We start from the raw sequence: 21,690 nt of genomic DNA, 5'->3' as shown, positions 1-21,690 counted from the left end.
CGTCATTTCCACGCCCGCGCCGGGTCATTCCATGCCTCGGCAGGCATCGGCCGGCATGCGCTGCAACTGGTGCCGGGTCGGCGCGGGCCCCGGCACGGCGATGTCGAGATTGGCGGCCTCAGGCCCGTAGACCAGAAAGCGCGTGGTCTCCAGCGCCAGCGCATCCTCGCCCATCGGCACCACCCGCAAGCCGCCCTCGTCGATGCCCGAGCGGCAGAATCCGTCGCGCGACGAGCACCAGATCGGCACCGCGATCCGCGCCGCACCCATCCCCGCCTCGCGCGCGCGGCCACCATCGGGCAGCGTCACGCGGAAGGTGCCCTCGGCCTGCGGGAAGGCGAAGCCGCTGTCGGGCGCGCGCAGGTAAAGCCGCATGCCCAGCAGGCCCTGACCATGGCCCATGTCAGAATAGGTCACGCCATAGCAGCCGGGCGCGGGCAAGGGATGCGTTCGCCAGAGGCTTTCGCAGGCCTCGGACGGGGCGGGGTCGAGCAGATAGGCGGTGGTCCGGCCCTCGGCTTCGGCCAGATCGCTGGCGCCGCCACAGGAATCGCCCTCGCCCACCCGGAAGCGCTGGGTGCTGAGCCGGAGCCCGCCCCCGGCCGTGGCCTCGGTGGTGAACAGCCCGCCGTCGCATTCGACATAGCAGGCGCCCTGCGCGTCGCAGACCGCCAGTTGGGTCAGCACCGCCCCGCCCACCCCGTCGCGGGCCGCCCGGCCCTCGCCCGACATCCGCGCCTCGACCAGCGCGGCCGGGGTCTCGCCCGCGTCATCCTCGGTGAAATACCACAGCCGCAGCCCGGCGACGCCCTGCTCGGGATGGGCGGCCAGATGCGCCGCATCGTAATCGCGCGCATAGCAGCCGGGCGGCGGCAGCTCGGCCATGAGCGGCGTCGGCAGCAACAGAGCGGTGAGGGCAAGCCGGGCGCGCATCCGGTCACCGCCCACAGAGCACGTCGCGGCTGCGGAACAGCCGGTAGGTGGTGGATCGGCCCGGCCCCTCGGACAGGTCGGAGACTTCGGAGGTGCCGTCGCAGGCGTCGCCCCGGGCGATGCGCATATACGCGGTGGTGATGTCGACGGATTCGTCGGTCGCATTGGTCAGGGTGAAGCCGCCACCGTCGCAATCGACATAGCAGGGCTGGCCGTCCAGGCATTCGCCCTGTTCCGACATCACCATGCCGCCGAAACCCGCGGCCCCGGCATGGCCCTGTCCGGCCAGCCGCGCGATCAGGCGAAAGCGCGTGGCCCCGCCGTCGCGTTGCAGCCGCAGCGAGACACGCTCCACCACCTGCCCCGGTTGCCCGGCCAGATGCGCGGCCTCGTACTGCCGCGTGAAACAACCTTCGGGCCAGGTCTGGGCGGTCGCGGCGGGCGCGGCCAGCAGGGCGAGGCTAGTGAAGATTGTGCTGGGAACCCGTGCCTTCCTCATCCATCAACCCCCTGCCGGTGCGGAACCGGTCCAGCCGGAAGCGCGCCGCCACCGGATGCGGCGCCCCCGTTGCCATCAGATGCGCAAGGCACCAGCCCGAGGCCGGCACCGCCTTGAACCCCCCGTAATTCCAGCCGCAATTGACGAAGAGCCCTTCGGTATCCGTCTTGTCGATGATCGGCGAGCCATCGGGCGACATGTCCATGATCCCGCCCCAGGTCCGCAGGACCTTGGCCCGGCCGATCATCGGCATCAGCGTCATGCCCGCTTCCATCACATGCTCGACCATCGGCAGATTGCCGCGCGCCGCGTAGGAGGCATAGAAATCCAGATCGCCGCCGAACACCAGCCCGCCCTTGTCCGACTGGCTGATGTAGAAATGCCCCATGCCGAAGCTGACCACATGGTCGATGACCGGCTTCAGCCCCTCGGTGACGAAGGCCTGCAGGATGTGGCTTTCAATGGGCAGCCGCATGCCCGCCATCGCCGCCACCTGACCCGAGCGTCCGGCGGCAACCATGGCGACCTGCTTGGCCCGGATCGGCCCGCGCGAGGTCTGCACCCCTGTGACCCGGCCATTTTCGATGTCGATGCCGGTCACTTCGCAATTCTGGATCAGATCGACGCCGCGCTGATCGGCCCCCCGTGCATAGCCCCAGGCCACGGCATCGTGGCGCGCGCTGCCGCCGCGGGGATGGTAGAGCCCGCCGTAGATCGGAAAGCGCGTCTGCTCGAAATCGAGATAGGGCAGATGCTTGCGCACCCCCTCGCGGTCCAGAAGGATCGCGTCGTCGCCCTGCGCCAGCATGGCATTGCCGCGCCGGGCGAAGGCGTCGCGCTGCCCGTCGGAATGGAAGAGGTTGATGAGCCCCCGCTGCGAATGCATGACGTTGTAGTTGAGCTCGGATTCGAGGCCCTCCCACAGTTTCAGCGAATGCGAGTAGAATTCGGAATTGCCTGGCAGGAAGTAATTGGCCCGCACGATGGTGGTGTTGCGCCCGATATTGCCGCTGCCGAGATACCCCTTTTCAAGGACAGCGATATTCTTCAGCCCGTGGTTCTTGGCCAGGTAATAGGCGGTCGACAGCCCGTGCCCGCCGCCGCCGATGATGATGATGTCATAGGCCGGTTTCGGCGCCGGGTCGCGCCACGCCGGGCGCCAGCCCCGGTTGCCCGACAGCCCCTGCGTGAAGACGCGAAACCCCGAATAGCGCATGCCCCGTCTCGTCCCCGGCCCTGTCCGGGCCCCCTGCCCGGGCCTCCAGACAATCCTGTCCGGGAGAGGATGACAAGCCTCAATCCGACACGCCCGGCACGGCAGCGACCTCGGCGAGGCGCGCGTGATCGCCCGCGCAGAGCGCGTGATCGGCCAGGCTCTCGATGACGCGGCAATGGGCCGTGTCGCTGCCATCGCAGGCGATCATCCGGGTCAGTTCGCCCTTGAGCGCGGTCAGCGCGGCGATCCGCGCCTCGACCGAGGCGAGGTGCCGCCGGGCCAGCGAATCCGCCGGGGCGCAGGAGGTTCCCGGCTGGCCCTGAAGCGCCAGCAGGTCGGCGATATCCTCCAGCGGGAAACCCAGATCGCGGGCGTGGCGGATGAAGGCGAGCCGCCCGACCGCCGCCCCGTCATAAAGCCTGCGCCCGCTGTCGGTGCGCGGCGCCTCGGGCAACAGGCCCCGGCCCTCGTAGAAACGGATCGTGTTGACCTTGACGCCGCTCCGGCGCGCCGCCTCGCCGATGGTCAGATCGCGCATGGCAAAACCCTCTTGCTTCTCCAGTCGCTGTAGGAAGTAAAGCCTGAGTCGGACCAAGACAAGGAGGGCCAGGAATGCCCCATGATCACGACCACGACCACGAATTCGACGGCGCCTCGCCCGCCTATCGCCGGGCATTGATCGCGGTGATCGTGCTGAACGCCGGCCTCTTCGGGGTCGAGATGACCGCCGGGGCCATGGCCGGCAGCCGGGCGCTGCAGGCCGACGCGCTGGATTTCGCCGCCGATGCGCTGACCTACGGGATTTCGCTCTGGGCCATCGGGCGGCCCCTGGCGCTGAGGGCGCGGGTCGCGCAGCTGAAGGGCCTGTCGCTGGCGCTGATGGCGCTGGCGATCCTGGGCCTGGCGATCCGCGACATGATGGCGCCGGGGGTGCCGGAGGCGGGTGTTATGGGCGCGGTGGGCTTTGCGGCGCTGGCGGCCAACGTGGCTTCGGTCCTGATCCTGATGCGCTGGAAGGACGGGGATTCCAACGTGCGCTCGGTCTGGCTGTGTTCGAGAAACGACGCCATCGGCAATGTCGCGGTGATGGGCGCGGCGGTGATGGTCGCCTGGCTGGGATCGGGCTGGCCGGACCTGGTGGTCGCGGTGGCGATGGCGGGGCTGTTCCTGTCGTCCTCGGTGCAGATCCTGCGGCGCGCGGCGCAGGAGCGGGCGCATGCGCATTGACGCAAGAAGCGGGGGGCTGCTCGCCCCCCGCACCCCCTCGCCAAAGGGGGGCACGCCCCCCTTTGGAAACCCCGTGGATATTTGGGGAACAAAGATGCGCTAGTCGGCGGCGACCGTGAAGACGGGTTCCATGCCGGCCAGGATCTCGGCCGAGAGGTGGCATTTCACCTGGTGGCCACCGCCCACGTCGCGCAGGGGCGGCATCTCGGTCTCGCAGATCCCGCCCGGAACCTGCGATTTCCAGCGGCAGCGGGTCTGGAACGGACAGCCGGGCGGCGGGTTCATCGCCGAGGGGATGTCGCCTTCCAGCACGATGCGTTTCTTCTCGATCCTTGTGTCGGCGATGGGGACCGCGGACAGCAGCGCCTCGGTATAGGGGTGATAGGGCGGCGCGAAGACCTGATCGGTGGTCCCCAGTTCCACCACATGGCCCAGATACATGACCAGCACGCGGTCGCTGAGATAGCGCACGATGGACAGGTCGTGGCTGATGAACAGCAGCGTGGTGCGGTTCTTGCGCTGGATGTCCATCAGCAATTCGGTAACGGCCGCCTGCACCGAGACGTCGAGGGCCGAAACGGGTTCATCCGCGATCACCACCTTGGCGTTGCCGGCAAAGGCCCGGGCGATGCCGACCCGCTGCTTCTGCCCGCCCGACAGCTGGCGTGGCATGCGGGTGGCGAATTCGCGCGGCAATTTCACCAGATCCAGAAGTTCCAGCATCCGCTGCTGACGCTCGGCATCCGAGGCGCCGACGCAGAAGATCTCCAGCGCCCGGACGATCTGACGGCCGACGGTCATTGACGGGTTCAGCGTGTCGAACGGGTTCTGGAACACCATCTGCAGGGACGAGACGGTATCGGTGTTGCGGTGCTGGATCGGCGTCGATTGCACGTTCTCGTCGAAAAGCATGATCTGCCCGGAGGTCGCGGTTTCCAGCCCCATCAGCACCTTGGCGAAAGTCGATTTGCCGCAGCCCGATTCGCCGACGATGGCCAGCGTCTCGCCCTCGCGCGCGTCGAAACTCAGCGTCTCGTTGGCCTTGACCACCTTGGCGTCGCCCCCCTTGAACAGCGAGGAGGCGGCGACCTCGTAGTATTTGCGCACATTCTCCATCGACAGCACCACCTCGCCGATATGCGAGCTGTCGTGCTGGACGCCCGCGGCGAGGGGCGCGTGCCAGTCGATCTCGTCAAAGCGCAGGCAGCGGCTGTCATGGCGGGTGTCGCCCTCGACCGCGACCATCGGGATCTCGGCCGCGTCGCAGCGGCCCTTCTGGAAATATTCGCAGCGCGGGCCGAAATTGCAGCCCCGGGGGCGTTCATGCGGCAGCGGGAAATTGCCCGGGATCGCCTTCAGCGGCCGCGAGCTCTTGTCGGCGCTGGGCAGCGGGATCGAGCGGAACAGCGCCTGCGTATAGGGGTGGCGCATCTTGTCGAAGACATCGGCGATGTTGCCGGTCTCGACCGCCTCGCCCGAATACATGACAGTGATGCGGTCGCAAACCTCCATCACCAGCCCGAGGTTGTGCGAGATGAACAGCATCGAGGTGCCGTATTTCGCGGCGAGATCATTGACCAGATCGACGATCCCGGCCTCGACCGTCACGTCGAGCGCGGTGGTCGGCTCGTCGAGGATCAGGAGCGCGGGTTTCGACATCAGCGCCATGGCGATGACGATGCGCTGCTGCTGGCCGCCCGACAGCTGGTGCGGATAGGCGTCGAGGATACGGTCGGGATCGGGCAGGCGCACATCGGCCACCAGCTGCCGGGCCAGGGCACGGGCCTGCGATTTCGGCATCTTCTGATGGATCATCGGCACTTCGGCCAGCTGGTCGCCGATCTTCATCGCCGGATTGAGCGAGGCCATCGGCTCCTGATAGATCATGGCGATTTCCGAGCCGCGGATCTGGCGCAGCTCCTCCTGGCTCATCGCCGTGAGGTCGCGGCCCTTGAACTTGATCGTGCCGCCGACGATCCGGCCGTTGACGCCCAGATCGCGCATCACCGCCAGCGCCACGGTCGACTTGCCGCAGCCGGATTCGCCGACGAGGCCCATCGCCTCGCCCTTCATCACCCGGCAGGAGAAATCCATCACCGCCGGGATCTCGCGCAGGCGGGTGAAGAAGCTGATCGACAGATTCTCGATCTCGAGGATCGGTTGGGTTTCGTCCCAGGTGGTCATGCGGTCGCTCCCATGGCGGGCCGGGGAACCGGGGGTTTCACACCCCCGGACCCCCGTGGCGTATTGGCGGCAGAATGAAAGGCGGCGGGGCGGCCCATCAATCCCTCAGGCTTTCTTCGCGCAGGCCGTCGGCCAAGAGGTTCAGGCCCAGAACGAGGCTCATCAGCGAGAGCGCGGGCACCAGCGCCGGATGCGGATAGACCGTGAGCAGGCGGCGGCCGGCGTTGATGGTCGAGCCCCAGTCGGGGCTTTCCGGCGAGACGCCGAGGCCGAAAAAGCCCAGCGTGCCGAGGAGGATGGTGGTGTAGCCGATCCGCAGGCAGAAATCGACGATCAGCGGCCCGCGGGCGTTGGGCAGGATCTCCCACAGCATGATGTACCAGGGCCCCTCGCCCCGGGTCTGGGCGGCGGCGACATAGTCGCGAGTCTTGATGTCGAGCGTGATGCCGCGGACGATGCGGAAGACAGTCGGCGCGTTGACGAAGACCACCGCGACGAAGACGTTCAGCAGGTTGGGCGACATCGACCACAGCCCCACCGGATCGGCGTTGAACACGAGGCCGAGATAGGCCCAGGCGCCGACCGCCAGCACGATGCCGACATAGAGGTTGCGCTTGGCGGGCTGGGTGAAGAAGCGCGCGTTGAGCAGCACGGTGACGAAGAGGATCGGCACCAGGAACAGGATCCCGGCCATGACGCGGGGGATCGGCGTCTCCTGGATCTCGGGCGCGACCAGCAGGAAGAACAGCAAGATCACCGGGAAGGCCAGCACCAGATTGGCGAGGAAGGTGAGCCCGGTATCGAGCTTGCCGGCGAAATAGCCCGCGGGCAGGCCCAGCGTGATGCCGATCATGAACGAGATCATGGCGGCGAAGGGGGCGATCCTGAGCACCTCGCGGGCGCCCATCACCATGCGCGAGAAGACATCGCGCGCCAGGCTGTCGCCGCCCAGCAGGTAATAGGGGTAAAGATCGCGCGGGTCGCGCAGCGCCGAGCCGGGCACGGCATTGCGCATGCCGCTGACCTGCGAGAGCGAGTCATGGGTGACGACGAAATTGGCGAACAGCGCCACGAACAGCCAGAACATGACGATGCCGAAGCCGATCATGCCGACCGTCGAGTCGAAGAGCTTGCCGTAAAGGCCAAGCCGGCGCTTGAAGCGGATGGAGAGCGCATAGGTCAGGACCAGCGCCACCCAGACCGGCAGCAATTGCTGGGCGATGCGGGCGAGGATTTCGAACCAGCTCAGGGGCTCCATGGGCGGGTCTCTCCTTACGAAATCCGGATGCGGGGATTGAGATAGACATAGCCCACGTCGGAGATGAGCTGGGTGACCAGCACCACGACCACGGCCACGACCGACGAGGCGAGCAGGAGTTCGATGTCGTTGTTGACGGCGGCCTCGTAGAGGGTCCAGCCGAAGCCCGGGTAGGAGAAAAGCACCTCGGAGATGACGACGCCGTTCAAAAGCCAGGGGATCTGCAGCATGATCACCGTGAAGGGGGCGATCAGCGCGTTCCTCAGCGCGTGCTTGACGACGATCTTGCCGAAGCTCACGCCCTTCAGCCGCGCGGTGCGGATGTATTGCTGGGTCATCACCTCGGTCATCGAGGCGCGGGTGATGCGGGCGACATAGCCCATGCCGTAAAGCGCGATGGTCAGCACCGGCAGGGTGAAGTTCGACAGCGTGATGTCTTCCAGCGCCGAGCGGGCGTTGCCCTGGAACAGCACCGGCCCGTCGATCCAGCCCCAGCTGACCAGCAAGGGCGACAGCCCGACGGTCGAGGAGGCCAGAAGCGCGATCAGCAAGACACCCGAGACATATTCCGGCGTCGCGGTCGAGGCGATGGCGACGGTCGACAGCGCCCGGTCGGTGCGCGAGCCCTCGCGCATCCCGGCCAGGATGCCGACGATCAGCGCCATGGGCACCATGACGATCAGCACCCACATCATCAGCAGGCCCGTGGCGCCCAGCCGCGCGCTCAGCACCTCGGCCACGCCGGCCCGGAAGCGGGTGGAAAAGCCCCAGTCGCCCTGCAGGATGCCGCAACGCTCGCCCGCGGCCTCGGGCGTGTCGCGCAGCGCCACGCAGCGCCCGGTGACGGTGCCGCCGTCATCGGTGCGCACCCAGCCGGGCAGCACGCCCAGCCATTCGCCATAGCGCACCAGCATGGGCGAGGCGTAGCCGTTCCTCTCCAGCCATCGGTCGACCTCGGCATCGGTCATCCGGCTGCCGGCCTGGGTCTTGGCCAGCGTCTCGAGCTTGGCCGGCATGTTGGTCAGCGCGAAGACGATGAAGGTCAGGCACAGCGCCGTGACCAGCATCAGCCCGATGCGCCGGAAGAGGAAGAGCAACATGGCGTCTCCTGTGGCGGGTCGCAGCGTATGGGCTCACGCCCCTCGGCCGCGGCGGCGAAGGATGACCGGAAAACCCGGGAACGGACCGATGAAGGCGAGCGGGGCGCGCCTTTCGGCACGCCCCGCATTCCGGCTCACGAGAGCCAGTACTTCACGTAATCGACAACGAAGGTCGGGTGCATCTCGGCGCCATGGACGTTGGGCCGGGCGTTGCGGAAGATCGAGCGCCAGTAGGGCTGGATCAGCACGCCCTCCTCCTGCATGATCTCCTCGAGACGGTGCATCACCTCGCGGCGGGCATCGGCATCGGCGATGCCATTGGCCTGGTCGAGCAGCGTGTCGAATTCCTCGTTCGAGAAGGCCGCCTCGTTCCACGGCACGCCGGTGCGGTAGGCGAGGTTCAGGATCTGCACGCCGAGCGGGCGCATGTTCCATTCGGTGGCCGAGAACGGGTATTTCGTCCAGTCGTTCCAGAAGGTGGCGCCGGGCAGGATGGTGCGCTTGATGTTGATCCCTGCGTCGCGGATCTGCGCCGCCACCGCGTCGCAGGTCTCGGCCTGCCAGGGCTCGTCGATCGAGATCAGCTCGAACTCGTAATCGCCCAGCCCCGCCGCCTCGATCGCCGCCCGGGCCGCCGCACCGTCCACCGTCAGCGGCGCCAGTTCGGCATATTCGGGATGGATCGGGCAGACATGGTGGTTCTCGGCCACGGTGCCCAGATCGTTGTAGCCCAGTTCAAGGACGATGGCGTTCGACACGGCCAGTTGCAGGGCCTTGCGCACGTCCTTGTTGTCGTAGGGCTCGTTCTCCTGGTTGAAGCGCACGGCGATGGTCGCCGCGGTCACCGCCTCGGTCCGGGGCATGCCGATGGCATCGAAGATGTCGATGATATCGCCCTGCGCCTGGTAGTTGAGGTCGATCTCGCCCGATTCCGCCGAGGCCACCCAGGCGGCCGGGTCGGTGCCGAGGTCGATGAACTCGATCCGGTCCAGATAGGCGCCGTTGCCCTCGTTCCACCAGGTGTGGTCGGCGTTGCGCTCGACCACGGCGCCGATGCCGGGCTCGTAGCTGACCGGCAGATAGGGGCCGGTGCCGATGGGATTGGCCACCGGGTCGTCGCCGGTGAACGAGGGATGCATCACCGCCGCCGGGTAATCGGCGACCGAGACCATCAGCGCGATATCGGGCTGCGACAGGTTGATGCGGACGGTCAGGTCGTCGACGATCTCGATCCCGCCCTCGCGGACCATGTTGTTTTCCACCAGCGAGCCCATGCGGGTGGCCATCGAGTTGCCCTCGACCGAGCCATCGCACCAGCGCTCGAAGTTATGCGCCACATCGGCGGCGGTGAAATCGTCGCCGTTGTTCCATTTCACGCCCGGACGGACCCGCAGCGTATAGGTCTTGGCGTCGTCCGAGGCTTCCCAGCCCTCCAGCAGCACCGGCAGCAGGGTGCCGTCGCGCTGGTAATCGACCAGGTATTCCAGCCAGCCGCGGCAGGCATTGGCCAGTTCCGACCAGTCCCAGGTGCGCGGATCGCGCTGGGCCTTGATCGCCATCTGCATCTTCAGCGTGCCGCCCATGGTGGGGGTCTGCGCCTGCGCCACGCTCGGTGCGGCCAGGCCGATCAGGCCATAGGCGGCCGGTGCGGCCAGACCCAGCGCGGTGGCGCGGGTCAGGAATTCGCGGCGGCTGAGCTTACCCGCGCGGTAATCGCGCGCATAGACGTCTGCGGCCGGGTGAACGCGGTCGACGGCTTCCTGCGAAAAGTCTTTCATGAGAGTCTCCCTGTTGGCGCGGTTGATCGGCGGCGACGTTACGCAGCACCCCGGCTGGTGCTTATGCGGCACCAAGGACCCTGCATGCGCCGTCCTGTTTGCGACCCGTCCCCATCCAAACGCGACCCTCTCCGAATTACAACCCGAAAACGGGCGCTTCCGGTCCGGGGCGCAACGGGGCCGTGACCGCAGAGGGCCGGGATCACTCGCGCGGGGCACCACCCTGGAAGGCATTCGCCACGCCATAATCGCAGGGCGCTTCCTGCATCTGCAGGTGGAGTGCGTCGCCCGAATAGGGATGCGCCCGGGCGAGTGCCTCGTCGAAATCAATGCCCAGGCCGGGGCGGCGCGGCACCGGGATATAGCCCTCCTCGACCGCCAGGCTGTGGCGGATCAGGGGCAGATGAAAGATGCCGCCGGTCTGGATCGTCTCGACCAGCAAGAGGTTCGGCAGCGTGGCGCCAAGCTGGATATTCGCCGCCCATTCGACCGGCCCGGCATAGAGATGCGGCGCGACCTGGGCGCCGAAGGCTTCGGCCAGCGCCGCGATCTTCTTCGTCTCAAGGATCCCGCCCGACCGCCCCAGCGCCGGTTGAAGGATCGAGGCCCCGCCGGACCTGAGCAGCGTGCCGAACTCGGCCTTGGTCGTCATCCGCTCGCCCGTGGCCAGCGGGATGCGCACCGCCTGCGCCACCTGCGCGAAATCGAGGAGGTTGTCAGGCGGAATGGGCTCTTCGTACCAGAGCGGGCTGTAGGGCTCCAAAGCCTGCCCCAGCCGGATCGCGCCCGAGGGCGTGAACTGGCCATGGGTGCCGAAGAGGAGATCGGCGCGCTGGCCGACGGCCTTGCGGATCGCCGCGCACATGCGGACCGACAGGTCGATGTCCCAGAGCGCCGGCTGATGCCCGCCATGGATGGTGTAGGGCCCGGCCGGGTCGAACTTGATCGCGGTGAAGCCCTGGTTCACGGCGTCGAGCGCCGCCTCGGCCTGCATCTCGGGCGAGGTCCAGAAACTGGCCGCGTCCATACCCGGCAGCGGATAGAGGTAAGTATAGGCCCGCAGCCGCTGGTTCATCAGCCCGCCCAGCAGCGCATGCACCGGCTGTTCCAGCGCCTTGCCCCAGAGGTCCCAGCAGGCGATCTCCAGCCCCGAGAAGGCACCCATGACCGTCAGGTCCGGCCGCTGGGTGAAGCCCGAGGAATAGGCCCGGCGGAACATTGTCTCGATGTTGGACGGCGCCTCGCCCCGCATGTGCCGCTCGAAGACATCCTCGATGACGGCGACCATGGCCCGGGGGCCGACCGAGGCCGCATAGACCTCGCCATAGCCCGAGATGCCGTTGTCGGCGGTCAGCTTGACGATCAGCCAATAGCGCCCGCCCCAGCCGGGCGGCGGCGTGCCGATGACGAAGACCTCCAGATCGACCAGTTTCATATCCCGCTCCTCCGATGCACCGTAGGATGGGCAATATTGCCCATCCTACCGGACCAGCGCCCCCTGACAGGCGCAGGACCAGCGGCTAGGATCGCGGCCTTCGCCTCGCCAGGGAACCCGACATGCCCGCCCGTATCCTCGCCCCCGACGACCTCGCCCTGCTCCTCGGCACCGCGCCCGGCCTCTTCGACAGACCGGTCGATCCGGCGCAGGCGCGGGCCTTCCTGACCGACCCGCTGCACCGCATGGCCGTGGTGACGCAGGGCGCCGAGATCCTCGCCTTCGCCTCGGGCACGATCCTGCTGCATCCCGACCAGCCGCCGTCCTTCTTCGTCAACGAGGTCGGCACGCGCGAGGCGCATCAGCGCCGCGGCCATGCGAAGGCCGCGCTCACCGCCCTGATGGACGAGGCCCGGACGATGGGCTGCCAGGGCATCTGGCTGGGAACCGAGGCCGAGAACACCGCCGCCCGCGCCCTCTACCGCCGCCTCGGGGGCGAAGAGGTGCCGTTCATCGGCTATGGCTGGGACGGCGCCTTCGACCTCGACTGACATCAACGCTCCATCACGATGACATTGCGCCGGACATGGCCCTGACGGGCGTCGGCGATGGCCTGGTTGATCTCGTCGAAGCGGTAGCGGCGGGTGATCAGCTCCTCCAGCTTCAGCCGCCCCTGCCGCCACATCTCGACCAGATAGGGGATGTCGCGCTGCACCACGGTCGCCCCCATGAAACTGCCGGTCAGACGCTGGGCGGTGGCGGCGACGATCACCGGCTCCACCTCCATCCGCGCGCCCGAGGGCGGCATGCCGACCATCACCACCTGCCCGCCCTTGCAGGCGAGCGAGGGCGCCTGATTGTAGGCGGCGATGGCGCCCACGGCGACGAAGACATGGTCCGCGCCGCCCTCGGTCAGCCCCATCACCGCCCGGCGCAGGCCCTTCATGTCGGCCTTCAAGACATCGGTGGCGCCGAATTCGGTGGCGGCCGCCAGCTTTTCCTCGGCCAGGTCGATGGCGATGATCCGCCCTGCCCCGGCCAGCCGCGCGCCCTGGATGGCATTGAGCCCGACGCCGCCCGCGCCGATCACCACCACCGACTCGCCCGCCCGGACCCCGGCGGTGTTGATCACCGCGCCGGTCCCGGTGATCACCCCGCAGGCCAGAAGCGCGCCAAGCTCCATCGGCAGATCGTCCGGCACCTTCGCCACCTGGCTGGCATGCACCACGCAAGCCTCGGCAAAGCCGCCCGTGGCGAGCCCGTGCTCGACGACCGTCCCGTCGGGCAGCTGCAGCACGCCGTTGCCCCGGTCATAGGCCGCGGCGCAGAGGAAGGGCTTGCCGGTCCGGCAGGCCCGGCATTGGCCGCAGGAACGGATCATCGAGACGACGACCGCGTCGCCCGGCGCGAGGCCCCGAACCCCCTCCCCCAGCGCGGTGATCCGCCCCGCCGCCTCGTGACCATAGACCGCCGGCAGCTGGCTGGCCCAGATCCCGTCGATATAGCCCAGATCGGAATGGCAGATGGCGACCGCCTCGATGGCGACCTGCACCTCGCCCGGCCCGGGCGCCCGCAGCACCACCTCCTCGATCGTCAGGGGTTCGCCAAAGGCGCGGCACAGGGCAGCTTTCATCGTCGGATCTCCTTCTCCTGACCTGCCAGAGACCACGCTCCCTGCCGCCGGGCAACCCCTCCGTCGCGTCGCAAAGGGTGGAGCGGCGGCAAGGGGGGCCTTCTGCCCCCCTCTTGGCCTGACGGCCAATTCACCCCCCGAGGATATTTGCAGAACGAAGATGGGGCTTAACCCCTTCTTAACCGTCTTCTTTGCGCTGAAAATATCCTCGGGGGTCCGGGGGCAGAAGGCCCCCGGGGCATCCCCATGCACAAACCTCTCCGCGGCGGGAGGCGCGCGGGGTGGGCGGGCGGGAGCGTGCCTCCCGCCGCAGGGCGGTGCGGATGAAACCCACCTTGGCAATCCCTTGCCGGCGCAATATGATCAAATTATCCAACCGGAGTTCCCATGTCCCCCCTGCCGCCCTCCCCGCACGCCGGTCTCGATCCCGAGCGCCTTGCCGCCTTCCGGGCGCGCGAGGAGCAGCGTTTCGCCCGGGCGCGACCCGTGACGCGGGCCCGCCTCGACGAGGGCGCCGAGCCCTGGCTTGCGGGGGTGCCGATGCATTGGATGCGGGACTGGCCCTCGCCCTTTCCCCTGGTGGTCCACCGGGCCGAGAAGGCGCGGATCGAGGATGTCGACGGCATCGAGATCGACGATTTCTGCCTGGGCGATACCGGTTCGATGTTCGGCCATTCGCCGCCGCCGGTGGCCCGCGCGATCCGCCGCCAGGCCCGGCGCGGGCTGACCTATATGCTGCCCTCGGACGCGACGCTGCGGGTGGGCGCGCTGATCCGGCAGGTCTTCGGGCCGATGCTCTGGCAGATGACGCTCAGCGCCACCGATGCCAACCGCCACGCCCTGCGGGTGGCCCGGGCGGTGACCGGACGGCGCAAGGTGCTGGTGTTCAACGGCTGCTATCACGGTACGCTGGAGGACACGATGGTCACCTGCCACCAGGGCCGCACGGTGGCGCGGCCGGGGCTGGTGGGCCAGGTCCTCGACATCGCCGCCGAGGCGATCTGCGTCGAGTTCAACGATCTGGCGGCGGTCGAGGCGGCGCTGGCCACGGGCGAGGTCGCCGCGGTGCTGACCGAGCCGGTGATGACCAATTCCTGCATGGTCCTGCCCGAGGCCGGGTTCCACGACGGGCTGCGCCAGCTGACCCGCCACCATGGCACGCTGCTCATTCTGGACGAGACGCATACGCAAAGCTCGGGCCTTGGCGGCTACCGGCGCGTGCATTCGCTGTCGCCCGACCTCTATGTGATCGGCAAATGCGTGGCGGGGGGCATCCCGACCGGGCTCTGGGGCATGACGCCCGAGGTGGCGGAGCGTTTCGCCGCCTATGACCTCGACCGGCCCGAGGGGCATTCGGGCATGGGCACCACCCTGTCCGGCAACCCGCTGCAGGTCGCGGCGCTGGAGGCCACGCTGTCCGAGGTGATGACCGCCAAGGCCCATGACCGCATGGAACGCGGGGCCCTGCGGCTCGCCGCCGGGCTGGAGGGGGTCATCGCCCGCCGCGCCCTGCCCTGGCACGTGGTCCGTGTCGGCGCCCGGGTCGAGTTCATCTGCGCCCCGGGCCCGCTGCGGAACGGCGCCGAGGCCGCGCTGGCCCATGCGCCGGAGGTCGAGGCGGCGCTGCATCTGGGCCTCCTGAACCGCGGCTGCCTGATCGCGCCCTTTCACAACATGATGCTGGTCTCGCCGGTGACGAAAACCCGCCAGATCGACCGGCTGATCGCCGCTTTCGACGAAATCCTGTCCGAGTTGACCCCATGACCACGACCTGCCCCTCCGGCGCCACGCCGATCGAGGCCGAAGCCTTCCTCGCCGCCCATCCCCAGATCCAGGCGATCGACATTCTTCTCCACGATTCCAACGGTATCGGCCGCGGCAAGATCATCCGCCGGCACGAGCTGATGTCGGTGTTCGAGGGCGGGCGGCATCTGCCGATCTCGATCCTGGGCCTCGATATCGTCGGCGAGGACGTGCACGAGACCGGGCTGATCTGGGACGCGGGCGACGGCGACCTGCGGGCCTGGCCGGTGCCGGGCACGCTGGTGCCGCTGCACGGGACCGATCCCGCCCGGGCCGAGATGTTCCTTGGCCAATATCACCTCGATGGCACGCCGATGCTGTCCGACCCGCGCCACGCGCTGGCCCTTCAGGTCGAGGCGCTGGCGAAAATGGGCCTGCACCCCTCGGCCGCCTTCGAGCTGGAATTCTTCCTGCTCGACCCCGAGCGGGACGCCATGGGCCGGGTGCAACCGGCGCGGGACGTGCTGGACGGGCGGTTCTCGGCCAAGACCGAGGTCTATTCGGTCGACCAATTGATCGGCATGCAGCCCCTTTTCACCGACATCTACGCCGGGGCCGCCGCCGCCGGGATCACCGCCGAGACGCTGATTTCCGAATACGCGCCAGGGCAGTACGAGCTGACCTTGAAGTACCGTGACAACGCGCTGACCGCCGCCGACGATCTGGTGCGGCTGAAGCGCATCGTCCGGGCGCAGGCCCGGCGGCACGGGGTGGTGGCCTGTTTCATGGCCAAGCCCATCGCCGATTACGCGGGGTCGGGGATGCATCTGCACGTCTCGCTGAGGGACGACGAGGGCCGCAACATCTTTGCCGAGGCGCCGGGCGCGGGCTGGACGGAGGCGATCCGCCACGCGCTGGGCGGGCTGAAGCAGACCATGGGCGAATCCATGCTGGTCTTCGCGCCGCATGCCAATTCCTGGCGCCGCTTCGCCAACCAGAGCTATGCGCCGGTCTCGCCCAGCTGGGGGGTCAACAACCGCTCGGTGGCGCTGCGGATCCCGGCAGGCGACGTCCGGGCGCGGCGGATCGAGCACCGGCCCTCGGGCGTCGACGCCAATCCCTATCTGGTGGCGGCGACGGTGCTGGCGGGGATCCGCATGGGGCTGGAAGAGCGCATCGACCCCGGCCCCGAGACCACCGGCAACGCCTATGAGGCGGAAGCGGGCGGCATCCCGCGGGACTGGCGCGCGGCCATCGAGGCGGCGACGGGCTCGGCCTTTCTGAAAGAGGCGCTGGGCGCCGAGATGCACCGCACCTTCACCGCGGTGAAGGCAGCGGAATACGCGCGGGTGGCGCGGACCATCGCCGATGTGGATTACGACCTTTATCTGCACCGGGTCTAGGTGCGGGGAAAGGCGGGGGGTTGCCGCCCCCAGGGGCCGCGGAAGGCGGGGGGCTGCCGCCCCCCGCACCCCCTGCTTCAAGGAGGGTTTTCCACCCTCCTTGAAAATCCTCCCGAGGATATTTGCAGAACAAAGATGAGGGGCGGTTGACGGGTGCGGGGGCGGCGTGCTCCGCTCGGCGCATGCGTCTTGTGCTTGCTTTGATCCTGCTGCTGGCGGCCCCGGCCGGCGCGCAGACCTGTCTGCCAGAGGATCTGCCGCCGGTGGCGGCCTGCACCGGGGCGCGGCTGCGGCTGGCGTTCGTCGGCGATGTTCTGGTGCATGAGGCGTTGGCTGTGCGGGGCTATGCCAGGGGTTTCGGCACGATCTGGGGCGCGGCCGAACCCTGGCTGAGGCGCGCGGATCTGGCGATCGCCAATCTGGAGGGGCCGGTGGCGCCGGGGCTGACGGCAGGCGGCAGGCACTTGCCCGATCCGGGGCCGGTCTTCGACGGGCGGGTCTATAGCGAGTATCCGCGCTTCAACTATCACCCCTCGCTGCTGGCCGATCTGGCGCGGGCGGGGATCGACGTGGTGACGACGGCCAACAACCATGCGCAGGACCGGGGCGGCGCGGGGGTCGGTGCGACGCAGGCGGCGCTGGAGGCGGCGGGGATCGCGGCGGTGGGCGGCGTGGTCCCGGGCGGGCCGCGCTGGCAGCCCTTCAGGCTGCGGACCCGGCTGGGGCCTTTGTCGCTGATCGCCTGCAGCTTTTCCACCAACGGGATCGCCGATCCCGGGCGCCAGATCCCGCGCTGCTACGATGACCGGGCCGGATTGCTGGCCGCGGTCCGGGCCGAGGTCGGCGCGGGCGCGGGCGTCATCGTGCTGCCGCATTGGGGACAGGAATACCAGACCCGGCCGGACGGCGCGCAGCGGGCACTGGCCCGGGATCTGGCCGCGGCCGGGGCGCTGGCGGTGATCGGCACGCATCCGCATGTGCCGCAGCCCTGGGAGGTGCTGGACAGCCCCCTTGGCCCGACGCTGATCGTCTATTCCACCGGCAATTTCATCGCCGCCCAGCCGCCGCTGGAAAGGGCCACCGCGCCGATGGTCTGGCTGGACCTCTGCCGGGGCGCCTCGGGGATGCGGGTCGGGGGCGCGGCCTATCTGCCGATGCAGATGAGCTTTGAACGGGGTCCGGTCCTGACCCTGCCCCGCCCCGGTGACGGGGCACGGGCCGAGGCGGGTCTGGCGCTGCTGGCACGGCTGGTCCCCGGGCGGGCCTTGTCGGCCGACTGCCGTAGCCTCGCCCGCCCGTCAGCGCCGCCGATCCCGCAGGACCGGCCCTGAGCCCTTCAGCGGCGAACCATCAGCGCCGAAAGCCCGTGGAAATGGTAGGTCCCGGCGTAACCGGGCCGACCTTCCAGCCTGAGACCCGGGCAAAGCTCGAACAGCACCGGCAGCGCGCGCAGCATCTCCAGCCGGGCGAGCGGCGCGCCGACGCAGAAATGCAGCCCCGCGCCGAAGGAGAGATGCGTCTTGACCGGGCGGCCCGGGTCGAACCGCCCGGGCGCCTCGATCAGCGCCGGGTCGCGGGCGGCGGCGGCCAGCATCACGCCGACCTGATCGCCCGGCTCGAATACATGGCCCATGACCTCGATCCGCTCATAGGCCCAGCGGGTGAACATGTGCAACGGCGGGTCCCAGCGCAGGATCTCCTCGACCGTGCCCTCGCGCCTGTCGGGCGAGAGCCAGTCCTTCGGCCCACCCTGCGACAGGATCGCCGCCACACCGTTGCCGATGGCATGCACCGTCGCCTCATGCCCCGCGTTCAGCAGCAGGACGCAGGTCGAGATCAGCTCGTCGGTCGAGAGCTTCTCGCCCGCCTCCTCGGCCGCGATGAGCGAGGTGATGAGGTCGTCGCCCGGCGCCCGCCGCCGCTCGTCGATATAGGCGCGCAGGAAGGCGGCGAACTCGGCGCTGGCGCTGGCGGCGGCGTCTTCCATCGCCCGGGTACGGCCCGCCTGATACATGCCGACCATGGCGTGCGACCAGTTCAGAAGCTGGTCCTTCATCCCCTCGGGCACGCCCAGAAGCCGGGCGATGACCACCACCGGGATGACCTCGGCGAAGGCCGGGAGCAGGTCGAAGGGGCCGTCGGGGAAAGCGGCGATCAGGTCGCGGGCCAGCACCTCGATCTCGGGGCCCATGCCCTCGATCCGCCGGGCGGTGAAGGCGCGCAGCACCAGCGAGCGCAGGCGGGTGTGGCGGGGCGGCTCCAACTCCAGCATGGAATGCGCCTCGATGGCGTAGAAGGGTGCGGTATGCGGGGCGATGGGGCGCTGTTTTTCCAAAGGAATCTCGCGGCCGAAGCGGCGGTCGCGCAGGATCTGGTTGGCCGCGGCATGGCCGAATACGCAAGGCAGGCCGTAATCCTCCCACCAGACCACCCGCCCGGCGGCTCGGGCGCGGTCGTAGAACGGATAGGGGTTCTGGACGAAGGCGGGATCGGTGGGCGATTGGCTGAGGCGCTGCATGGGTCTTCCGGGAGGCTGAGGGCCGGACGGTGCCCGGCCCCGCCGCCGAGGTCAAGCAACCGCCCGGTGTGGCGGGAAAAAGCGTCGCCCGGTTGAACCCTTCCGCTACGTCATCCGTCTTACCCGCATGAGCATCCCCCGTCGCCATCCGGCCCCGCCCCCGCCCCGGTCGCAATCCGGTTCGCTGCCCCTTGCCCTGCCCGCCCTGTCCGTGAGGGGCGCCATCGTGCTGCTGGCACTGGCGCTGCTGGCCGGGCTTTCGGTCATGGTGCCGGTCCGGGGCGAGGTGCTGGGGCTGACCAGCGGCATCGCCGGAGTGCTGGCGGTGGCGCTGATCGTGCCCGAGCCCGAGCGCCGCCCGCTGCTGGCGCTGGGCTGGGGCGCGCTGGCCTTCGCGCTGCCGGTGGCGCTGGTGCTGGCGCGGCCCGGGCTGCCGCTGGGGCTGGGGCTGGCCTGCGGGGCGGCGGGGCTGTGGACGCTCTTCTGCCTCACGGCAGACCGCACCCTGCCCCGCCTCTGAACGTCAGACTTTCGCGAGTCAGACCTTCGACAGGGCGTCGAGCACCCGCACCCAGCTGCGGATCCCCTTGTGATAGGCCGAAAGGTTGTACTTCTCGTTCGGCGAATGGATCTGGTCATCATCCAGACCGAAGCCGATCAGCATGGCGTCCATGTCCAGAAGGTTCTGGAAATACCCGGCAATCGGGATCGAACCGCCGCTGCCGATGAAGGCGGCGGGCTTCGGCCATTCGTCGGAAAGCGCCTTGCGCGCCGCCTCGAAGGCCGGGTTTTCGATCGGCATCGTGGTAGCCGGGCTGCCTTCGGGGTCGTGGATCGCATAGCTGCAATCGGCGGGCAGACGGGCCGCGACATGCGCCTCCAGCGCTTTCAGGATCGCCTGCGGGTCCTGCGTGCCGACCAGACGGAAGCTGATCTTGGCCATGGCCTTGGACGGCAGCACGGTCTTGAACCCGGCGCCGGTATAGCCCGAACTCATGCCGTTGACCTCGCAGGTCGGGCGCGACCAGACCATTTCCAGCACCGAACGGCCTTTTTCACCGGCCGGAACCGAGAGGCCCACGCCGCCGAGGAACCCTTCGGCGTCGAAGCCGAGGTTCTCCCATTGCGCCTTTTGCGAATTGGAAAGCTCGGGCACGCCGTCGTAGAAGCCCTCCAGCGTGCAGGCGCCGTCCTCGTCATGCAGATCGGCCAGGATCTTCGCCAGCACATGCGCGGGGTTGCGCGCGGCCCCCCCGAACATGCCCGAATGCAGGTCCTTGTTCGGGCCGGTGATGGTCAGTTCCAGCTTGGCGAGGCCGCGCAATGCCGTGGTGATGGCGGGCGTCTCGGGGTCGAACATGCCGGTGTCGCAGATCAGCGCGAGGTCGGCCTTCAGATCCTCGGCATGGGCCTTCATGTAGGGCACGAGCGAGGGCGAACCCGATTCCTCCTCGCCTTCGAAGAACATCGACACCTTGACCGGCAGGTTGCCATGCACCGCCTTCCACGCGCGGCAGGCCTCGACAAAGGTCATCAGCTGGCCCTTGTCATCGGCCGCGCCCCGGCCGCGGATCACCTTGCCGGCGGGCGTGTCCTCGACTTGCGGGTCAAAGGGGTCACGGTCCCAAAGGTTCAGCGGATCAACGGGTTGGACGTCGTAGTGACCATAGAAGAGGACATGCATCGCCTCGTCGGCGTCATTGTCGTCGTCATGGGCCACGACCATCGGATGGCCCGGCGTCACATGCTTGGCCGCGTCGAAGCCAAGCTCCGCCAGCTCATCGACCAGCCAGTCGGCGGTGCGGTCGCATTCCGCCTTGAAGGCCGGGTCGGTCGAGATGGATTGCAGGCGCAACAGGCCCATCAGCCGCTGAAGCGACTCGTCCAGATGGGCATCGACATGCGAAAGAACGGGGGTAACGGCGTCGGAAGTCATGGGAAATCCCTGCTGGTTGCGCGGCCACCCTAGTCCCGGGGCCGCGCCGAAGTCCAGCCGGGCGACACCGGCGCCCGCCAGAGCCCCGCCATCAACCGAATGTGTGCGCCAAGGACGCCGCGCAAGGGGCTGCACGCCTTCGGCAAAGCCGGTATAGGGGGCTATCCCGCCTTTCCGAGGAATCGCCATGCTGCACCGCTCCGCTCTCGTCCTTGCCAGTGCCCTCGCCACCCTCGCGCTGCCCGCCGCGGCCGATCCCGTGGACGCCCGCGCCGCCGCGTCGCAGCTTTATGCCGCCGATGCGGTCGAGGTCGCGCGCTACGACATGCCCGGCCTTTCGGAGCAGGAGACGGCCGCGCTGATGAGTGTGGCGCAGACCCAGCGCTATTATGCCGCGGTCGCCTTCGCCCCCGATGCCGGGATCATGGCCGAGCCCACCGTGCTGGCCGCGAACTATCATTCGCCCGAGGCCGCGCGCGCCGCAGCGCTCGACGGCTGCAACGGCCGCCGCCAGGGCGGCCGCGCCTGCGCGCTGGCGCTCGAGGTGCGGCCGCAGGGCTGGCAGGCCCGCGCCCTGATGCTGTCGGCCGATGCGACACAGGGCTTCGTCGACCAGTACCGCGCCGCCACCGGCAGCCGCGCTTTCGCCGCTTCGGGCAGCTCGGGGCAATGGGGAATCGGCCAGGGCCGCAACGCCGCGACCGAGGCGATTGCCGCCTGCCGGGGGGACAGCGCTGTTTCCGATTGTGCCGTGGTGATCGCGGATTGACGGAAAAACATGCGAATGCGACGGGGTGCGACACTTTTTTGAATTGATCCAGGTCATG

The 21,690-nt window shown here is 68.7% G+C and carries 19 protein-coding genes; 7 read left to right on the top strand and 12 right to left on the bottom strand.

Going from position 1 to position 21,690, the window contains the following annotated elements:
* Window positions 1–24: 24 nt before the first annotated feature.
* From DDE23_RS06100 to DDE23_RS06085, 4 genes are all read right to left on the bottom strand, one after another.
* Window positions 25–933: a hypothetical protein gene (locus tag DDE23_RS06100; protein ID WP_133239524.1), complete on the bottom strand. Its 909-nt coding sequence runs from the start codon at window positions 931–933 to the stop codon at window positions 25–27.
* 4 nt (window positions 934–937) lie between these two features.
* Window positions 938–1,432, bottom strand: a complete 495-nt coding sequence (locus DDE23_RS06095; RefSeq protein WP_107750490.1) for a hypothetical protein — start codon at window positions 1,430–1,432, stop codon at window positions 938–940.
* Window positions 1,395–2,648, bottom strand: a complete 1,254-nt coding sequence (locus DDE23_RS06090) for a sarcosine oxidase subunit beta family protein (RefSeq protein WP_107750491.1) — start codon at window positions 2,646–2,648, stop codon at window positions 1,395–1,397. Before DDE23_RS06090 ends, DDE23_RS06095 begins: the two co-directional genes overlap by 38 nt.
* 79 nt (window positions 2,649–2,727) lie before the next feature.
* Window positions 2,728–3,186 (bottom strand): MerR family transcriptional regulator, encoded by a 459-nt coding sequence (locus DDE23_RS06085; protein WP_107750492.1) that lies wholly within the window; start codon window positions 3,184–3,186, stop codon window positions 2,728–2,730.
* Between the two features lie 74 nt (window positions 3,187–3,260).
* Between DDE23_RS06085 and DDE23_RS06080 the strand changes: the two genes are divergently transcribed.
* Window positions 3,261–3,875 carry a cation efflux transmembrane domain-containing protein gene (locus DDE23_RS06080; RefSeq protein ID WP_107750493.1) on the top strand — a complete coding sequence of 205 codons (615 nt, stop codon included), beginning with the start codon at window positions 3,261–3,263 and terminating at the stop codon, window positions 3,873–3,875.
* A 99-nt stretch (window positions 3,876–3,974) separates the two neighbouring features.
* Here DDE23_RS06080 and DDE23_RS06075 read toward each other — a convergent pair whose 3' ends face one another.
* The 5 genes from DDE23_RS06075 to DDE23_RS06055 form a co-directional block, all read right to left on the bottom strand.
* Window positions 3,975–6,059: a dipeptide ABC transporter ATP-binding protein gene (locus tag DDE23_RS06075; protein WP_107750494.1), complete on the bottom strand. Its 2,085-nt coding sequence runs from the start codon at window positions 6,057–6,059 to the stop codon at window positions 3,975–3,977.
* A gap of 97 nt (window positions 6,060–6,156) precedes the next feature.
* Window positions 6,157–7,317: an ABC transporter permease gene (locus DDE23_RS06070; RefSeq protein ID WP_107750495.1), complete on the bottom strand. Its 1,161-nt coding sequence runs from the start codon at window positions 7,315–7,317 to the stop codon at window positions 6,157–6,159.
* A 14-nt stretch (window positions 7,318–7,331) separates the two neighbouring features.
* Window positions 7,332–8,417, bottom strand: a complete 1,086-nt coding sequence (locus tag DDE23_RS06065) for an ABC transporter permease (protein ID WP_107750496.1) — start codon at window positions 8,415–8,417, stop codon at window positions 7,332–7,334.
* 134 nt (window positions 8,418–8,551) lie between these two features.
* Entirely contained in the window at window positions 8,552–10,195 is a 1,644-nt protein-coding gene (locus DDE23_RS06060; RefSeq protein WP_107750497.1) for an ABC transporter substrate-binding protein, read from the bottom strand.
* A 202-nt stretch (window positions 10,196–10,397) separates the two neighbouring features.
* On the bottom strand, window positions 10,398–11,630 hold the full coding sequence (locus DDE23_RS06055; protein ID WP_107750498.1) for a mandelate racemase/muconate lactonizing enzyme family protein: 1,233 nt from the start codon (window positions 11,628–11,630) through the stop codon (window positions 10,398–10,400).
* A 122-nt stretch (window positions 11,631–11,752) separates the two neighbouring features.
* Between DDE23_RS06055 and DDE23_RS06050 the strand changes: the two genes are divergently transcribed.
* Window positions 11,753–12,181, top strand: coding sequence for a GNAT family N-acetyltransferase (locus tag DDE23_RS06050; protein ID WP_107750499.1), 429 nt, complete (start codon window positions 11,753–11,755; stop codon window positions 12,179–12,181).
* Window positions 12,182–12,183: 2 nt separating this feature from the next.
* Here the strand turns inward: DDE23_RS06050 and DDE23_RS06045 are convergent, their stop codons facing one another.
* On the bottom strand, window positions 12,184–13,263 hold the full coding sequence (locus DDE23_RS06045) for a Zn-dependent alcohol dehydrogenase (protein ID WP_107750500.1): 1,080 nt from the start codon (window positions 13,261–13,263) through the stop codon (window positions 12,184–12,186).
* Window positions 13,264–13,650: 387 nt separating this feature from the next.
* Here DDE23_RS06045 and DDE23_RS06040 point away from each other — a divergent pair, with 387 nt between their 5' ends.
* From DDE23_RS06040 to DDE23_RS06030, 3 genes are all read left to right on the top strand, one after another.
* Complete coding sequence (locus DDE23_RS06040) at window positions 13,651–15,027, top strand: aspartate aminotransferase family protein (RefSeq protein ID WP_107750501.1); 1,377 nt, start codon at window positions 13,651–13,653, stop codon at window positions 15,025–15,027.
* Window positions 15,024–16,409 (top strand): glutamine synthetase family protein, encoded by a 1,386-nt coding sequence (locus tag DDE23_RS06035; protein ID WP_107750502.1) that lies wholly within the window; start codon window positions 15,024–15,026, stop codon window positions 16,407–16,409. Before DDE23_RS06040 ends, DDE23_RS06035 begins: the two co-directional genes overlap by 4 nt.
* A 182-nt stretch (window positions 16,410–16,591) precedes the next feature.
* Window positions 16,592–17,740 carry a CapA family protein gene (locus DDE23_RS06030; RefSeq protein ID WP_107750503.1) on the top strand — a complete coding sequence of 383 codons (1,149 nt, stop codon included), beginning with the start codon at window positions 16,592–16,594 and terminating at the stop codon, window positions 17,738–17,740.
* Window positions 17,741–17,745: 5 nt separating this feature from the next.
* Here the strand turns inward: DDE23_RS06030 and DDE23_RS06025 are convergent, their stop codons facing one another.
* Window positions 17,746–18,927: a cytochrome P450 gene (locus DDE23_RS06025; RefSeq protein WP_107750504.1), complete on the bottom strand. Its 1,182-nt coding sequence runs from the start codon at window positions 18,925–18,927 to the stop codon at window positions 17,746–17,748.
* 127 nt (window positions 18,928–19,054) lie between these two features.
* Between DDE23_RS06025 and DDE23_RS25700 the strand changes: the two genes are divergently transcribed.
* Complete coding sequence (locus DDE23_RS25700; RefSeq protein WP_157957978.1) at window positions 19,055–19,447, top strand: hypothetical protein; 393 nt, start codon at window positions 19,055–19,057, stop codon at window positions 19,445–19,447.
* A gap of 18 nt (window positions 19,448–19,465) precedes the next feature.
* On the opposite strand, the gene DDE23_RS06015 is transcribed toward DDE23_RS25700, so the two are convergent.
* Window positions 19,466–20,863, bottom strand: coding sequence for a dipeptidase (locus DDE23_RS06015; protein ID WP_107750505.1), 1,398 nt, complete (start codon window positions 20,861–20,863; stop codon window positions 19,466–19,468).
* A gap of 187 nt (window positions 20,864–21,050) precedes the next feature.
* Here DDE23_RS06015 and DDE23_RS06010 point away from each other — a divergent pair, with 187 nt between their 5' ends.
* On the top strand, window positions 21,051–21,632 hold the full coding sequence (locus DDE23_RS06010; RefSeq protein WP_107750506.1) for a 5-aminolevulic acid synthase: 582 nt from the start codon (window positions 21,051–21,053) through the stop codon (window positions 21,630–21,632).
* The last annotated feature ends 58 nt before the right edge of the window (window positions 21,633–21,690 follow it).

This window comes from Pararhodobacter aggregans (genome assembly GCF_003075525.1).
Lineage (GTDB): Bacteria > Pseudomonadota > Alphaproteobacteria > Rhodobacterales > Rhodobacteraceae > Pararhodobacter > Pararhodobacter aggregans.
Note: the sequence above shows the minus strand (reverse complement) of the source record. Positions and strands in the feature narration are given on the sequence as shown.

Bases quoted from the DNA above. Each gene is read 5' to 3' on its own strand.
- DDE23_RS06100 (WP_133239524.1), bottom strand. From the start codon at position 933: ATGCGCGCCCGGCTTGCCCTCACCGCTCTGTTGCTGCCGACGCCGCTC.
- DDE23_RS06095 (WP_107750490.1), bottom strand. From the start codon at position 1,432: ATGAGGAAGGCACGGGTTCCCAGCACAATCTTCACTAGCCTCGCCCTG.
- DDE23_RS06090 (WP_107750491.1), bottom strand. From the start codon at position 2,648: ATGCGCTATTCGGGGTTTCGCGTCTTCACGCAGGGGCTGTCGGGCAAC.
- DDE23_RS06085 (WP_107750492.1), bottom strand. From the start codon at position 3,186: ATGCGCGATCTGACCATCGGCGAGGCGGCGCGCCGGAGCGGCGTCAAG.
- DDE23_RS06080 (WP_107750493.1), top strand. From the start codon at position 3,261: ATGCCCCATGATCACGACCACGACCACGAATTCGACGGCGCCTCGCCC.
- DDE23_RS06075 (WP_107750494.1), bottom strand. From the start codon at position 6,059: ATGACCACCTGGGACGAAACCCAACCGATCCTCGAGATCGAGAATCTG.
- DDE23_RS06070 (WP_107750495.1), bottom strand. From the start codon at position 7,317: ATGGAGCCCCTGAGCTGGTTCGAAATCCTCGCCCGCATCGCCCAGCAA.
- DDE23_RS06065 (WP_107750496.1), bottom strand. From the start codon at position 8,417: ATGTTGCTCTTCCTCTTCCGGCGCATCGGGCTGATGCTGGTCACGGCG.
- DDE23_RS06060 (WP_107750497.1), bottom strand. From the start codon at position 10,195: ATGAAAGACTTTTCGCAGGAAGCCGTCGACCGCGTTCACCCGGCCGCA.
- DDE23_RS06055 (WP_107750498.1), bottom strand. From the start codon at position 11,630: ATGAAACTGGTCGATCTGGAGGTCTTCGTCATCGGCACGCCGCCGCCC.
- DDE23_RS06050 (WP_107750499.1), top strand. From the start codon at position 11,753: ATGCCCGCCCGTATCCTCGCCCCCGACGACCTCGCCCTGCTCCTCGGC.
- DDE23_RS06045 (WP_107750500.1), bottom strand. From the start codon at position 13,263: ATGAAAGCTGCCCTGTGCCGCGCCTTTGGCGAACCCCTGACGATCGAG.
- DDE23_RS06040 (WP_107750501.1), top strand. From the start codon at position 13,651: ATGTCCCCCCTGCCGCCCTCCCCGCACGCCGGTCTCGATCCCGAGCGC.
- DDE23_RS06035 (WP_107750502.1), top strand. From the start codon at position 15,024: ATGACCACGACCTGCCCCTCCGGCGCCACGCCGATCGAGGCCGAAGCC.
- DDE23_RS06030 (WP_107750503.1), top strand. From the start codon at position 16,592: ATGCGTCTTGTGCTTGCTTTGATCCTGCTGCTGGCGGCCCCGGCCGGC.
- DDE23_RS06025 (WP_107750504.1), bottom strand. From the start codon at position 18,927: ATGCAGCGCCTCAGCCAATCGCCCACCGATCCCGCCTTCGTCCAGAAC.
- DDE23_RS25700 (WP_157957978.1), top strand. From the start codon at position 19,055: ATGAGCATCCCCCGTCGCCATCCGGCCCCGCCCCCGCCCCGGTCGCAA.
- DDE23_RS06015 (WP_107750505.1), bottom strand. From the start codon at position 20,863: ATGACTTCCGACGCCGTTACCCCCGTTCTTTCGCATGTCGATGCCCAT.
- DDE23_RS06010 (WP_107750506.1), top strand. From the start codon at position 21,051: ATGCTGCACCGCTCCGCTCTCGTCCTTGCCAGTGCCCTCGCCACCCTC.